This is a genomic window from Nonomuraea roseola (genome assembly GCF_039535395.1).
GTDB lineage: Bacteria > Actinomycetota > Actinomycetes > Streptosporangiales > Streptosporangiaceae > Nonomuraea > Nonomuraea roseola.
On the sequence record NZ_BAAAXC010000015.1, the window covers coordinates 3,431,335 to 3,445,009 of the forward strand.

A 13,675-nucleotide genomic window follows, 5' to 3' on the forward strand; every position below is an offset into this window, starting at 1 on the left:
AATCGCGATGAAGAAGAGGTCAGCAACGGACGTGCTGCCCGCCGAGGGAGGGCTGGGCAACGAGCCGCTGCTCACTGTCGACAACCTGCACGTGGAGTTCCACACCAGGGCGGGCACAGTCAGGGCGGTCAACGGCGTCAGCTACTCGCTGAGCGCCGGCGAGACGCTCGCCGTCCTCGGTGAGTCGGGCTCGGGCAAGTCCGTGACCGCTCAGGCGATCATGGGCATCCTCGACATGCCGCCCGCGGTGATCCCCAAGGGGGAGATCCGCTTCCACGGCACCGACCTGCTCACGCTCTCGGAGGAGGGCAGGACCCAGGTCCGCGGCGAGCGGATCGCGATGATCTTCCAGGACGCGCTCTCCGCGCTCAACCCGGTCTTCACCGTGGGCTGGCAGATCAGCGAGATGTTCAGGGTGCACAGGGGGATGAGCAAGCGCGACGGCATGAAGAAGGCCGTCGAGCTGATGGACAAGGTCCGCATCCCCGCGGCGCGGCAGCGCGTCAACGACTACCCGCACCAGTTCTCCGGCGGCATGCGCCAGCGCATCATGATCGCGATGTCGATCGCGCTGGACCCCGAGGTGCTGATCGCCGACGAGCCGACCACCGCGCTCGACGTGACCGTGCAGGCCCAGATCATGGAGCTCCTGGCGGAGCTCCAGCGCGAGAGCAACATGGGCCTGATCCTGATCACTCACGACCTCGGTGTGGTCGCCGACGTCGCCGACAAGATCTCGGTCATGTACGCGGGGCGGATCGTCGAGAACGCCCCGGTGCACGACATCTACAAGGCCCCCGCGCACCCGTACTCCAAGGGCCTGCTGGACTCGATCCCCAGGGTCGACCACAAGGGCCAGGAGCTCTACGCGATCAAGGGCCTGCCGCCCAACCTGCTCGACATGCCGACCGGCTGCGCCTTCCACCCCCGGTGTCCCTACCGGCAGGACAACTGCGTGACCGACGTCCCCCCGCTCTACGAGATCAGCGGCGTGCGCAGCAGCGCCTGCCACTACTGGAGGGAGGTCCTCGATGGCAGCCGCGGCTGACCGCATCCTCGAGGTCCGCGACCTGGTCAAGCACTTCCCCCTGACGAGTGGCGTCGTACTCAAGCGGCAGATCGGCGCGATCAAGGCCGTCGACGGCGTCTCGTTCGACCTGAACAGGGGCGAGACCCTGGGCATCGTCGGCGAGTCCGGGTGCGGCAAGTCGACGCTGGCCAAGCTGCTGATGGCGCTGGAGCGGCCGACCTCGGGCTCGGTCAAGGTCAACGGGCGCGAGATCGCCAACGCCAGGGGCGGCGAGCTCAAGCGGATGCGCCGCAACATCCAGATGGTGATGCAGGATCCCTACACCTCGCTGAACCCCAGGATGACCGTCGGCGACATCGTCGGCGAGCCGTACGACATCCACACGGAGGTCGCGCCGAAGGGTGACCGTCGCAAGAAGGTGCAGGAGCTGCTGGAGGTGGTCGGCCTCAACCCCGACCACATCAACCGCTACCCGCACCAGTTCTCCGGCGGTCAGCGTCAGCGCATCGGCATCGCCAGGGGCCTGGCGCTCCAGCCCGAGGTCATCGTCTGCGACGAGCCCGTCTCGGCGCTGGACGTGTCGATCCAGGCGCAGGTCATCAACCTGCTGGAGCGGCTGCAGCGCGAGTTCAGCCTGGCCTACATCTTCATCGCCCACGACCTGTCGGTGGTGCGCCACATCTCCGACCGGGTGGGCGTGATGTACCTGGGCAAGTTCGTCGAGCTCGGCAAGGACGCCGAGATCTACGACAGGCCGGCCCATCCCTACACCCAGGCGCTGCTGTCGGCTGTGCCCGTGCCCGACCCCGAGGGACGCGAGCAGCGTGAGCGGATCATCCTGCAGGGTGACCCGCCCTCGCCCGCCAACCCGCCGTCGGGCTGCCGCTTCCGCACCAGGTGCTGGAAGGCGCAGGAGATCTGCGCCGAGCAGGAGCCGCTGCTGCAGATCAGGCCGGGTACGGCTCACGCGAGCGCGTGCCACTTCGCCGAGACGCACGACGTGGTGCACGTCAACTGAGTAAGAAGGGTGAGCCCTCGGCGGCGGGGGCTCACCCTTTCAGCGCACGGCGACGATCGCCGAGCCGTGGCCGAACAGGCCCTGGTTGACCGCGATGGCGGTCAGGGCGCCCTCGACCTGCCGGGCGCCGGCCTCTCCGCGCAGCTGCCAGGTCAGCTCGCAGACCTGGGCGATGGCCTGGGCAGGGATCGCCTCGCCGAAGGAGGCCAGGCCGCCGGAGGGATTCACCGGGATCCTGCCACCGAGCGCGGTGTCGCCGGCCCTGAGCAGCTTGTCGGCCTCGCCCGTGGCGCACAGGCCGAGATCCTCCATCCAGTCCAGCTCCAGCGCCGTGGACAGGTCGTACACCTCGGCGAAGGACAGCTCCTCGGGCCCCAGGCCCGCCTCCTCGTACGCGGCCAGCGCCAGGGCCGTGCGGAAGGGCACGCTCTCCCGCACGGGCGGGTCGGTGGCGAAGTCGGGCAGGTCGAGAACGGTCTTGGGATAGGTCGGGGTGACCGTGGAGATCGCGGCGAGTGTGACAGGGGAGCGGACGCCCAGCCTGCGCGCGTAGGCGGCGGAGGCGAGGACCACCGCCGCGCCGCCGTCGGAGGTGGCGCAGATGTCCATGAGCCTCAGCGGATCGGCGACCATCGGCGAGGCGAGCACCTGCTCGGCGGTGACGGGCGTGCGGTAGCGGGCGTTGGGGTTCAGCGCTCCGGCGAGCGCGTTCTTGACCTTGACGGCGGCGAAGTCGGCGGGTGTCGAGCCGTACAGGGCCATGCGCCTGCGCGCGTAGAGCGCGAAGTAGGCCGGGTTCGTGGCGCCGAGGAGGCGGAAGCGCAGCCAGTCGGGATCGTCCGGTCTGTCTCCTCCGACGGGGGTGAAGAAGCCCTTGGGGGTGGAGTCGGCGCCGACCACCAGGGCGACGTCGCACAGGCCTGCGAGGATCCTGGCGCGGGCCAGGTCCACGGCCTGGGCGCCGGAGGCGCACGCCGCGTAGCAGGAGGCGACGCGGGCGCCCGACCAGCCGAGCGCGCGGGCGTAGGTCGCGCCCGATACGAAGCCGGGGTAGCCGTTCCTGATGGTGTCGGCGCCCACCACGAACTGCACGTCGGACCAGGCGACGCCGGCGTCGGCGAGCGCGGCCCTGGCGGCGGCCACGCCGTACTCCTGGAAGGGCCTGCCCTGCTTGCCCCACGGGTGCATGCCCGCGCCGATCACGACCACGCTCATCGCGGCGGCCCCCACATCCACACGCTCGGCCCGTCGGCGAGCGTGCCCTCTGTCAGTTCCAGCTCCATGCCGACCCGCAGGTCCTCGACGGCCAGGCCCTTGACCTGGCCGAGCACGACGATGCGCTCGCGCTCGAGCTCCACGGCCGCCAGCGTCACCGGCACGTACGGCTCGGCGGACACGAACGGCGCGGGCGGCGGATAGCAGGCGTTGGTGTAGGACCACACGGTGCCGCGTCTGGACAGCCGCTCCTCCACGAGCTCCTCGCCCTCGCAGCGCGGATCGCGGCAGAAGCCGTGGTGCGGAGGGAAGAAGACGGCCTGGCATGAGGTGCAGCGGGTGCCGAGCAGGTGGGTGCCGTCGAACCAGCCGGGGATCATAGAAGGCAGTATCACACAAGCGCTTGCTAGGTTCCTAGCGTCGTCCGCGCTCGCCGAGGACCACGACCCTGGCGGCCATCGCCGTCGCGAGCGCGAGCAGGGCCGTGATCACGACGGCCCTGGAGTCGGGGGCGGCCGCCTCCGGGCCGCCGCCGAAATAGGGGGCGAGGTGCCGGTCTCCGGCGGGCGAGCGGCTGGCCAGGCGTTCGGCGGCGTCGAGAGCCAGGGCCGCGTTCACCATCCCGTGCCCGTACGACCTGCTGTGTCCCTTCCTGCCCGCGCTGGCCTCGATCGCCCGCCGTACCTGTAGGGGGGTCAGGCCGGGCTGGGCGGACCTGATGAGCGCGGCGATGCCCGCCACCATCGCGGCGGCCGAGCTGGTGCCGTCGCCGATCACGTAGGAGTCGGAGCCGTCGGCGCTGACGATCTGGCTGCCCGGCGCGACCACCGACAGGTACTCCCTGCGGTTGGAGAAGCCGGCCACCTTCAGCCTCCTGTCCACCGCGCCGACCGCGATCACGCCGGGATAGGCGGCGGGGAAGTTCTTCTTGTTGGGTCCGTCGCCGTCGTTGCCCGCCGAGGCGACCAGGACCGCGCCGGCCGCCAGGGCGTACTGCACCGCCTCCTCCTCGTCCGCCGAGCCCTCCCACGTGCCGCTCCCGCCGCCGAGCGACATGCTGATCACCTTGGCGCCGTGGTCGACGGCGTAGCGGATCCCCCTGGCCAGGGAGTCGCGCCCGCGGGCCCTCGTGCGCTGCTGCTCGCGACGCGGGTCGTCGTTCTCCAGTGTGACGCGCACCGACAGCACGGTGGCCTCGGGGGCGATGCCGATGACCCCCTCCGCCCTGTCCTCGCCGTGCCCGCGACCGGCGATCAGGCTGGCCATCGCCGTGCCGTGGTGTCCCCAGCGGTCCCTGCCCGTCTGTCCTGTGAGGTCGGGGCCCTTGACGACGGCGCCGACGAGGTCGGGGTGGCGCGCGTCGACGCCGGTGTCGAGCACCGCCACCGTCACGCCCCTGCCCTTGCTGACCCGCCACGCCTTGGCCATGTCGAGCGGCGCGAGCTGCCACTGCCGTTCGCGGGCGGTGGCGGCCACGTCGTCGGCCGCGGTGGGCGCGCTCGTGACGAGGAGCAGGACCGTCAGCAGCCCCGTGAACGCCGCCCTCATCCGGTGAGCCGCCGATGGAGCGCCCTGGCGAGCTGCTCGGCCACGCCGCGCAGGCGTGGCGTGGCGGCCAGGCCCCTGGTGTACGGCCTGCCGTCGCTGTAGCCGGCGGCGGTGAGCACGACGTAGCGCTCCGGCCCGCTCTCCCTCGCGCCGGTGATGTACTGGCGCTGCCCGAACAGCTCGGCGGGGCCGCCCTGGACGGGGTAGGGCCGCACGGTGGCGGGCCTCGGGTCTGTGCTCCGCCCGGCGGGCGGCGTGCTCGGCCCTGCGGGTGGCGGGCCGGTGAGGACGGCGATGCCCGCCGTGGCGACGAAGGTCTGGGTGCTCTCGGTGTAGGTGGCGCGCAGGGCGGTCAGGCAGCCGGGCAGGCGGGCGCCGTCCTGGAAGGCGGCGGCGCACGGGGACTCGGGGGCGATGCCGACCAGGACGTAGGTGGTGCGGGCGCCTGAGGGGGTGGTGCCGGGCAGCTGTGCGGGGAAGATCTCGGCGGCGGGCCACAGGCGCCAGCGGTCGGCGACGGGCGGTTCGGCCGGTGGCCAGAGCATGGTCATGATGGGGATCAGAGCGATGGACAGTCGGATCACGTCGACCTCGAAGGGAGGGGGAGAGGGACGCATTCGCGGTGCATTCTGGCACGCGATCGATGATTCAATCCGACGGTTCGGTAAACAGTCCGATACGCGGAGTAGTCACCACTTTCACCCCTTCAACCACATCCACCCCGTTTGTCCCACACCCGCGCCATGGGGTCAGGGGAGGGCAGGGAGGCGGACGTGGGCGGCCGGGCGGCAGGTTTTACCCCACGCCCGCGCCAGGGGAGAGCGGAGAGGCGGCCCCGGGCGTCAGGGGAGGGCGGAGAGGCGGACGTGGGCGCCGGGCGGCAGGCCGAGCCGCTGGGCGGCGTCGCCCGAGTTCACGGCCAGCGCGATGAGCCCGGCCGAGTCGGTGAAGGCCACCAGGTCACCGGGAGGCACCGCGGAGAACGACTCGCGGAAGGGCAGGGCGAGCTGCCTGCGCCCGAGCCGCACTCCCACCGTGTCGCCCACGCGGACCCCGAGCGCGGCGAGGTCGCCGGCGGGGATGGACAGCTGGGTGTTGCCGTAGCGGTCCACCGAGACGACCTCGCCCTCCACCGCCCCCTCGCGCAGGTGCGAGGTGGGCGAAGGCAGGGAGACCAGGCGCTCCAGTGGCATCTCGGGCCCGACCTCCGCCAGCTTGCGCCCCATGCACAGGTGCGCGGCCACGGGTGAGAACACGTCGCGGCCGTGGAAGGTCGGCGAGACGGGGCTGAGGAACAGCTCGGTGTTGGTCATCTCGTAGGCGGCCAAGGCGCCTCCGCTGGCCCCGATCGCCCAGGAGAGCAGGCCGTTGTCGGGCCCGATGAAGATCCGGTCGCCGGCCTCGACCGCCACCGCGCGGCGGGCGCCTCCCGTGCCCGGGTCCACGATCCCGACATGGACGCCCGCGGGCAGGTAGGGAATGGTCTGCGCGAGAATCGCCGCACCCCTGCGCACATCGCCCGACGGCACCAGATGGCACACGTCGATCACCCGGGCCTGAGGCGCGATCCTGGCGATCACTCCGTGACAGGCCGCCACGTATCCGTCTTCAAGGCCGTAATCGGTGAGAAGGGAGATGACAGGGCTCACACTTGGCGACTGTACGTCTCCGCAACCGTCGTGAACACCCGCACTTGGGAGATTACGATGGGCCACGGGCCGCGCTGACCGAGGAGGAGACCATGGACACTGCACCGGTAAGCGGTGACAGTGCTGCCCAGGAACCGCCGCGCAAGCCCCTGTCCGAGCGCGACCTCCAGCTCCTCGCCTTCGAGCGCCAGTGGTGGCGTCACGCGGGCGCCAAGGAGCACGCCATCCGCGAGACCTTCGGGTTCTCCGCCACCCGCTACTACCAGTTGCTGGGTGATCTCATCGACAGGCCGGAGGCGATGGAGCACGACCCGATGCTGGTCAAACGCCTGCGCAGGCTGCGGGCGAGCAGGCAGAAGGAACGCGCGGCCCGCAGACTGGGCATGCGCCCCTGACTGCCTGGGTACGGCAGGCGCGTGATGAACATTCCAGCAATTCACGCCATGGTGCGCGATCCTGGCGGCGCGGTGATCGGGCTCGACTTCGACGGCACGCTCGCGCCGATCGTGCCCGATCCCGACGACGCCAGAATCCATCCCGCCGCCCCCGGTGTGCTCGCCGAGCTGGGGAGCCTGGTGAAGGCCGTGGTCATCGTGACGGGCAGACCCGCGGCCACCGCGATCAGGTACGGCCCAGGCCTGGAGAAGGTGCCTGGCCTGGTGGTGCTCGGGCACTACGGCTTCGAGCGGTGGGAGGGCGGGAGAGCGAGCGCGCCCCCGCCGCCCCCCGGCGTCCTGCACGCGGAGGCAGCGCTGCCGCTCCTGCTGCAGCGGCTCGGCGTGGAGGGCGTGACGATCGAGGACAAGCAGCGGGCGGTGGCGGTGCACACCAGGCGCGCCCCCGACCCCCAGGGAACCCTTGAACGGCTGCGCGAGCCGCTGGCGAAGCTGGCGGCCGCGCACTCCCTGGTCGTGGAGCCGGGCAGGATGGTCCTCGAGCTGAGGCCGCCCGGCATGGACAAGGGCTACGCGCTCGACCTGTTCCTGGCCGAGCGCGCGGCTCGCTCGGTGATGTTCGTGGGTGACGACCTGGGCGACCTGCCGGCCTTCGCGGCGGTGCGGGCCTCGGGGCTGCCCGGCGTGGCCGTGTGCAGCGGCTCGGCGGAGGTGACCGAGCTGGCCGCGCGCGCCGACCTGGTCGTCGACGGGCCCGACGGGGTCGTCGCGCTGCTGGCCGAGCTGGCCGCGGCCATCAGCGATTCGTCTGCAAGCGGGGCGCGTTAGCCTCGCGCGCATGTTGATGACGCTGGCCGTCACGGCCTCGCTCGTGCTGTCAGGCACCACCTCCGCCGCCGAGCCGGTCTCCTTCCGCGGGGCCACGATCCAGATCCCCTCCTCGTGGAAGGTCAAGAAGACCGACTGGGGAGCCCTCCACGTGCTCACCGGTGGCTGCGGCCGCCGCGCCATGGAGTGCAGGGGGTTCTGGCTGCTCGGCCCCTCGGGCATCAAGCACGCCTCGGAGAACAACCCGTTCAGGGTCGACCAGCCGTACCACCCGAGCAGCGGTGTGATGCCGTGCACGCACGACAAGCGCCACTACTCCTCTCCCATGCCGGCCAAGCCGAGCGTCTCGGGGCTGCGGCAGGTCGGCAGCGGGCACAAGGCCTACTACCGGCAGTGGAAGGTCACCTGTCACACCGAGCGGGGCAGGCCGACGAAGATCTCCTATCCGCAGCGGATCTGGTACCTGCCGTCGTCGAAGATCCTCGTCGTCGACGAGTGGGACACGCCGGGCCTCGGGGCGATGCTCAAGCGCGCGTCCTGGCGCTGAGCACGCCGCCGACCGCCACCGCGACCAGCGCGGGGACGATGAGGAAGGCGGTGTGCGTGCCGAAGCCGTCGGCCAGCGCGCCGAGCGCGAACGGCCCCGCGCCCATCGCCAGGCCCGCCCAGACGGGAGAGGCGGCCGCGGCGAGGTCGGGGCGGTCGCCCGACGCGGCGATCACCCCGGCCATCGCCAGGGGGAAGTGCATGGAGGCGCCGAGCCCGCAGATCACCAGCCCCGCGTAGGCCACGAGCGGCTGCGTGCTCAGCCAGAACAGCAGCCAGCCCGCCCCCGTCACCCCCAGAGCGCCCGCCAGCAGTCTGGCGGGCGACACGCGCAGCGCCAGCCGCGCGCCCGCGAACCTGCCGATCGCGAGCCCGCCGATGAAGGCGGTCAGCCCGGTGGCCGCGGTCGCGGCGCTGAGTCCGGTACGGCCCGCCAGCAGTTCGGCGCCGAACAGGTTGAAGCAGAACTCGATCGCCACGCAGCACGACAGCACCACGCAGGCCACGTGGAAGCGCCAGTCCGGCCTGCCCGTGACCCTGGCAGGGACCGCGGGCCCTTCGCCCAGCCTGGTCCTGCCCACCGTGACGATCAGCAGGGCGGTGAGGGCGGGGGTGAACAGCAGGGCGGCCCGCCAGCCGAGCGCCGACTGGGCGGCGAGGCTGAGCAGGAAGGTGGAGGCCACGCCCACGACGACGGCGATCGCGTTGGCCTCGCTGATCGCGGCGGGGCCCGCGGCTCCGTGGTGGTCGCTGAGCGCGGCCATCGCGGTGTAGAGCATGACCGAGCCGAACCCTCCCGCCAGCGCGAAGCCCAGGAGCGTGAAGGGGAGCGAGGTGGACAGCATGACGAGCGTGACGCCGGCGTTCATCCCCGCCAGGCCGATCCAGATGACCGGGCGCCTGCCGTACGCGCGGGTGAGGAAGGGGAGGGCGAGACCCGCGACGATGGTGGCGGCGGCCATGGCGGTGCCGTGCAGGGCGCCGACGGCGGCCGAGACCCCCAGGTCGACGCGGAGCAGGGGGAGCGCGGCGCTGAGACCGTAGACGAAGGTCGCGAACACGCTCATCTGGAGGTAGATGAACCAGGTGACGGTGTCTCTGGATAACGTCCTAGATGCTGGCAAGCTGCTCGCCGAGCCATCGCTGCGGGGGCAGCGCGGTGGCGGCGGCCTTGAGCCTCGCGCCGCGCCTCATCCGCTCCTCTTCCGGCATCTCCAGGCCCGTGTGCAGGGCGCGTGCCGTCTCGCAGACGTCGTAGGGGTTGACGACGAGCGCGTCGGCGCCGAGTTCGGCGGCCGCGCCCGCCTCGCGAGAGAGGACCAGCGCGCAGCGCGGCGACAGGATCGGGCCCTCCTTGGCGACCAGGTTCATGCCGTCGCGGATGGGGTTGACCAGCAGCACGTCGGCCAGGCGGTAGGCGGCGAGCGAGCGCGGATAGTCGTCGTTGACGTTGAGGATCAGCGGGTCCCAGTCCTCGGTGGCGTACTCGTCCTCGATCTCCTTGGCGCAGCGCTGCACGGCCGCGGTGTACTCCCGGTACTCGGGCAGGTCGTGCCGCGAGGGGTAGGCGAAGGCGAGGTGCACCACGCGCCCGTGCCACTCGGGGTGCGCGGCGAGGAACTCCCTGTAGGCCAGCAGGCCGCGGACGATGTTCTTCGACAGCTCCGTGCGGTCGATGCGGACGATCAACTTGCGGTCGCCCACCTGCTCCCTGAGCGCGGCCATGTGCGACTCGACGTCGGGTTCGCAGGCCCTCTTCCACAGCTTCTCGCCGTCGACCCCGAGCCCGTGGACGCCGATGCGCGTGATGCGGCCCTCGTGAGAGACCGTCCTGCCGGAGACCTTGGCGTTCAGCAGGCTCTCGCAGCAGTCCATGAACGCGCGGGCCCATCGCTCGGTCAGGAACCCGGCGTGGTCGGCGCCCAGGATGCCCTCGAGCACCTCCCTCGCGACCTCGTCGGGCAGCAGGGAGAAGTACTCGGGAGGCGCCCACGGGGTGTGGCTGAAGTGCGCGATGCGCAGGTCGGGACGTTCGGCACGGAGCATCGCGGGGGTGAGCGTCAGGTGGTAGTCCTGCACCATCACCCTGGCGCCGTGGCCGGCCTCCTCCGCCAGCGCCAGCGCGAAGGCGCCGTTGTAGTCGCGGTAGGACTCCCATTCCTTCTCGAACCTGGAGCCGAAGTGGGGCGCGTTCGGGATGTCGTAGAGGAGGTGGTTGACGAACCAGAGCGTGGAGTTGGCCACCGCGTTGTAGGCGCGGTGGAAGGTGGCGGGCGGGATGTCCAGCATGCGCAACTTGCCGGTGTCGTAGCCGGCGTGGTCGAGGCGGCCGCCGGGAGCCAGCCGTACGGCACTGCGGTCGCCGTCGGACAGCGCGGCGCAGACCCAGAGCACGCCTTCCTCTCTGGCCACCCCTGAGAGCCCTGAGACCAGGCCTCCCCCGCCGCGTTTCATGGTCAGCTCGCCGCCGTCGGAGACAGTGAAGGAGACCGGACCCCTGTTGGAGGCCACCAGGACGCTGTTCATGTGAACAACCATGACGCCCGACCATAGGATCTCGCTATGGCCCTAGATGAGCTAACCGAGGAACTGGCCCGCTCCGCGGCGGGCGGCGACCATCGCGCGCTTGGCGAGCTCCTGAAGCGCATCGAGCCCGACGTGCTGCGCCACTGCGCGCGCATCCTCCCCTACCACCAGGACGCCGAGGAGGCGTGCCAGGACACCCTGCTCGCGGTGGCCCGCAACATCGGCCGCTTCGAGGGCAGAGCCAGGTTCAGCACCTGGCTGCACATCGTCACCGCCAACTGCGCGCGCACCACCTACCGGTCGCTGAAGCGCAGGGCCGCCGAGCAGACCTCGGAGGAGCTGCCCGTCCAGAAGCCCGACGTACGGCGGGTCAGCGTCATCGCCGGTTCGCGGCTCGACCTGCTCGACGCCATGGAGGCGCTGGAGGCCGACAAGCCCGACCTGGCCCAGGCGCTTGTGCTGCGCGACATCGTCCAGCTCGACTACAACGAGGTCGCCGAGCAGCTCGGCATCCCGCTGGGCACCGCCAAGTCGCGCATCCACCAGGCGCGCAAGTACGTCCAGGCCGCGCTCGGTGATACTTATCGTCTCAGCTAGCGAGACGGTAGCCCGTGTCACGAGCGTGGCCGGGTATGGTGATTGCCATAACTGAATATTGCTCATCCAGAGGGGTGGAGGGACCGGCCCTGCGAAGCCCCGGCAACCCTCCCGGACTGAACTCGTGAAGTGACGAGGCCGGCCGGGACAGGTGCCAATTCCGGTCTGTGACCAAGGTGGTCGCAGACGAAGATGAGGGAAGGCCTCGCTTCATGTCGCTTGATTTCGGTCCTGCCGTCGCTCTGTCCTGCCGCGAGTGCGGCACCCGCTACGACCTGGGCCCGAGCTTCGCCTGCCTGGAGTGTTTCGGGCCACTCGAAGTGGCCTATTCCTTCGGATCCGTCACCCGCGAGGACATCGCGGCGGGTCCCGCGAACATCTGGCGTTACCGCTCGCTGCTGCCCGTCCCCACGGACGTGACCTCCAAGCAGAACATGAACCCCGGCTGGACGAAGCTCGTCAAGGCCGACAACCTGGGCAAGGTCCTCGGCCTCCGCGACCTGCACGTCAAGGACGACTCGGGCAACCCCACCCACTCCTTCAAGGACAGGGTGGTGGCCATCGCCGTCGAGGCGGCGCGCAACTTCGGCTTCCACACCCTTTCGTGCTCCTCCACCGGCAACCTGGCCGGAGCGGTGACCGCCGCGGCGGCCCGCGCCGGGCTTGACGCGTGCGTGTTCATCCCCGCCGACCTCGAGCAGGCGAAGATCGCCATGGCCAGGGTCTTCGGCGGCAAGCTGATCGGCATCGACGGCACCTACGACGAGGTCAACCGCTTCTGCTCCGAGCTCATCGGCGACCCGCTCGGCGACAAGTGGGGGTTCGTCAACGTCAACCTGCGGCCTTACTACGCCGAGGGGTCGAAGACGCTGGCCTACGAGATCGCCGAGCAGCTCGGCTGGGAGCTGCCCGACCAGATCATCATTCCGGTGGCCTCGGGCTCACAGCTCACGAAGATCGACAAGGGCTTCAAGGAGCTGATCTCGCTCGGGCTCGTCGAGGACAAGCCCTACAAGATCTTCGCGGCGCAGGCGGCGGGGTGCTCGCCGGTCTCCACGGCCTTCAAGGCGGGGCACGACGTGGTCCAGCCGGTCAAGCCGAACACCATCGCCAAGTCGCTGGCCATCGGCAACCCCGCCGACGGGCCCTACGTGCTCGACATCGCCCGCCGTACGGGCGGGGCGGTGGAGGACGTCACCGACACCGAGGTGGTGTCGGCGATCAAGCTGCTCGCCTCGACCGAGGGCATCTTCGCGGAGACCGCGGGCGGGGTGACGGTCGGCGTGCTGAAGAAGCTCGTCGAGACCGGGCGGCTCGACCCGTCGCTCACGACCGTGGTCCTCAACACCGGCGACGGGCTCAAGACGCTCGACGCCATCGCGGACGACGCCGCTCCCACGGCTGTGATCCGGCCGTCTCTCGACGCGTTCCGCGCGGCTGTCTGAAAGGAAAGGTACAAGTCATGAGCGTTTCGGTGCGGATTCCCACCATTCTGCGCACGTACACCGGCGGCAACGCGGAGGTGAGTGGCGAGGGCGACACTCTTCGTGAGGTGCTGCAGAAGCTCGATGCCGACTATCCCGGTATCGGTGCGCGAATTTTGGATGAATCGGGCAAGATTCGCCGTTTTGTCAACGTTTATGTGGGAGAAGAGGACGTCCGTTTTGTAGGCGGACTCGACAGCGCCACTCCGGCGGGAGCGCAGATCTCCATCATCCCCGCCGTGGCCGGCGGCTGACGCCTTCCTTGCCGACGACGCCCGTGGGGGGTTATCCCCCTCGCGGGCGTTTTTGGTGTTCAGGCCGTCGCAAAAGTGGAATGTTTGACTACCTTTTTCGTGACGGGAAGAATGCCCGCTCGATTGACTCTGTTGTCCTACGGGTTTGCACAGGTATGGTCGAGGGCGATCGTCCGGCTGATTTCCCCATAAGTCATGCCGGTCGCGGATCTCGCGAGTGGAATGGGCGAGGTCCGGAGCCCAGTAAGAGGAGTCGGAAGTGGCGCAGGGCACCGTCAAGTGGTTCAACGCGGACAAGGGCTACGGCTTCATCGCGGTAGACGGTGGTAAAGATGTGTTCGTCCATTACTCAGCGATCATGATGGATGGCTACCGGTCGCTCGAACAGGGCCAGCGCGTCGAGTTCGAGATCACCCAGGGCCAGAAGGGTCCCCAGGCGGAGGCCGTCAGGGCGGTCTGACGCCCCACGTCGCCGGTATGCGCGGGCAGCTCACACGGCAACGCAGTCCGTGCGGATCTGCCACGTCCTGTTCGTCGACTCAGCAGGCCCGATCCGCGTCAGCCGATCGGGCCTGTGGCCGTAGT

16 protein-coding genes and 1 riboswitch are annotated in these 13,675 nt (G+C 70.2%); of the genes, 9 read left to right on the forward strand and 7 right to left on the reverse strand.

What is annotated here, in order from left to right; genetic code table 11:
- Nucleotides 1-7: 7 nt before the first annotated feature.
- Entirely contained in the window at nt 8-1,048 is a 1,041-nt protein-coding gene (locus ABFX55_RS39685; protein WP_346128410.1) for an ABC transporter ATP-binding protein, read from the forward strand.
- Nucleotides 1,032-2,048 carry an ABC transporter ATP-binding protein gene (locus ABFX55_RS39690; RefSeq protein WP_183654525.1) on the forward strand — a complete coding sequence of 339 codons (1,017 nt, stop codon included), beginning with the start codon at nt 1,032-1,034 and terminating at the stop codon, nt 2,046-2,048. Before ABFX55_RS39685 ends, ABFX55_RS39690 begins: the two co-directional genes overlap by 17 nt.
- Before the next feature lie 39 nt (nt 2,049-2,087).
- On the opposite strand, the gene ABFX55_RS39695 is transcribed toward ABFX55_RS39690, so the two are convergent.
- The 5 genes from ABFX55_RS39695 to ABFX55_RS39715 form a co-directional block, all read right to left on the reverse strand.
- On the reverse strand, nt 2,088-3,263 hold the full coding sequence (locus ABFX55_RS39695; RefSeq protein WP_346128412.1) for a lipid-transfer protein: 1,176 nt from the start codon (nt 3,261-3,263) through the stop codon (nt 2,088-2,090).
- Entirely contained in the window at nt 3,260-3,643 is a 384-nt protein-coding gene (locus ABFX55_RS39700) for a Zn-ribbon domain-containing OB-fold protein (protein WP_183654534.1), read from the reverse strand. The genes ABFX55_RS39695 and ABFX55_RS39700 overlap by 4 nt, the downstream gene beginning before the upstream one ends.
- Nucleotides 3,644-3,677: 34 nt before the next feature.
- A complete protein-coding gene (locus ABFX55_RS39705; protein ID WP_346128413.1) occupies nt 3,678-4,811 on the reverse strand; it encodes a S8 family serine peptidase in 1,134 nt (377 codons plus the stop codon).
- On the reverse strand, nt 4,808-5,362 hold the full coding sequence (locus ABFX55_RS39710; protein ID WP_346128415.1) for a hypothetical protein: 555 nt from the start codon (nt 5,360-5,362) through the stop codon (nt 4,808-4,810). Before ABFX55_RS39710 ends, ABFX55_RS39705 begins: the two co-directional genes overlap by 4 nt.
- Before the next feature lie 291 nt (nt 5,363-5,653).
- Nucleotides 5,654-6,460 carry an SAM hydrolase/SAM-dependent halogenase family protein gene (locus ABFX55_RS39715; protein WP_346128416.1) on the reverse strand — a complete coding sequence of 269 codons (807 nt, stop codon included), beginning with the start codon at nt 6,458-6,460 and terminating at the stop codon, nt 5,654-5,656.
- A gap of 92 nt (nt 6,461-6,552) precedes the next feature.
- Here ABFX55_RS39715 and ABFX55_RS39720 point away from each other — a divergent pair, with 92 nt between their 5' ends.
- From ABFX55_RS39720 to ABFX55_RS39730, 3 genes are read left to right on the forward strand one after another with little or no spacing between them, the layout of a single operon-like run.
- On the forward strand, nt 6,553-6,855 hold the full coding sequence (locus ABFX55_RS39720) for a DUF3263 domain-containing protein (protein ID WP_183654544.1): 303 nt from the start codon (nt 6,553-6,555) through the stop codon (nt 6,853-6,855).
- 24 nt (nt 6,856-6,879) lie between these two features.
- A complete protein-coding gene (gene otsB / locus ABFX55_RS39725; protein WP_346128417.1) occupies nt 6,880-7,683 on the forward strand; it encodes a trehalose-phosphatase in 804 nt (267 codons plus the stop codon).
- A gap of 10 nt (nt 7,684-7,693) precedes the next feature.
- The gene (locus ABFX55_RS39730) at nt 7,694-8,230 is read left to right on the forward strand and encodes a hypothetical protein (RefSeq protein WP_346128419.1); all 537 of its coding nucleotides are present in this window, start codon (nt 7,694-7,696) and stop codon (nt 8,228-8,230) included.
- On the opposite strand, the gene ABFX55_RS39735 is transcribed toward ABFX55_RS39730, so the two are convergent.
- Complete coding sequence (locus tag ABFX55_RS39735; RefSeq protein WP_346128421.1) at nt 8,208-9,296, reverse strand: MFS transporter; 1,089 nt, start codon at nt 9,294-9,296, stop codon at nt 8,208-8,210. The genes ABFX55_RS39730 and ABFX55_RS39735 overlap by 23 nt on opposite strands.
- 43 nt (nt 9,297-9,339) lie before the next feature.
- Complete coding sequence (locus ABFX55_RS39740; RefSeq protein WP_346128423.1) at nt 9,340-10,755, reverse strand: alpha,alpha-trehalose-phosphate synthase (UDP-forming); 1,416 nt, start codon at nt 10,753-10,755, stop codon at nt 9,340-9,342.
- Nucleotides 10,756-10,791: 36 nt separating this feature from the next.
- Here ABFX55_RS39740 and ABFX55_RS39745 point away from each other — a divergent pair, with 36 nt between their 5' ends.
- From ABFX55_RS39745 to ABFX55_RS39760, 4 genes are all read left to right on the forward strand, one after another.
- On the forward strand, nt 10,792-11,352 hold the full coding sequence (locus tag ABFX55_RS39745) for an RNA polymerase sigma factor (protein WP_183654570.1): 561 nt from the start codon (nt 10,792-10,794) through the stop codon (nt 11,350-11,352).
- Nucleotides 11,353-11,411: 59 nt separating this feature from the next.
- Nucleotides 11,412-11,551: riboswitch (SAM riboswitch) on the forward strand.
- A gap of 13 nt (nt 11,552-11,564) precedes the next feature.
- On the forward strand, nt 11,565-12,797 hold the full coding sequence (gene thrC / locus ABFX55_RS39750; protein WP_346128425.1) for a threonine synthase: 1,233 nt from the start codon (nt 11,565-11,567) through the stop codon (nt 12,795-12,797).
- Between the two features lie 17 nt (nt 12,798-12,814).
- Complete coding sequence (locus ABFX55_RS39755) at nt 12,815-13,090, forward strand: MoaD/ThiS family protein (protein WP_183654576.1); 276 nt, start codon at nt 12,815-12,817, stop codon at nt 13,088-13,090.
- Between the two features lie 259 nt (nt 13,091-13,349).
- Entirely contained in the window at nt 13,350-13,550 is a 201-nt protein-coding gene (locus ABFX55_RS39760) for a cold-shock protein (protein WP_173525743.1), read from the forward strand.
- Nucleotides 13,551-13,675 lie beyond the last annotated feature (125 nt).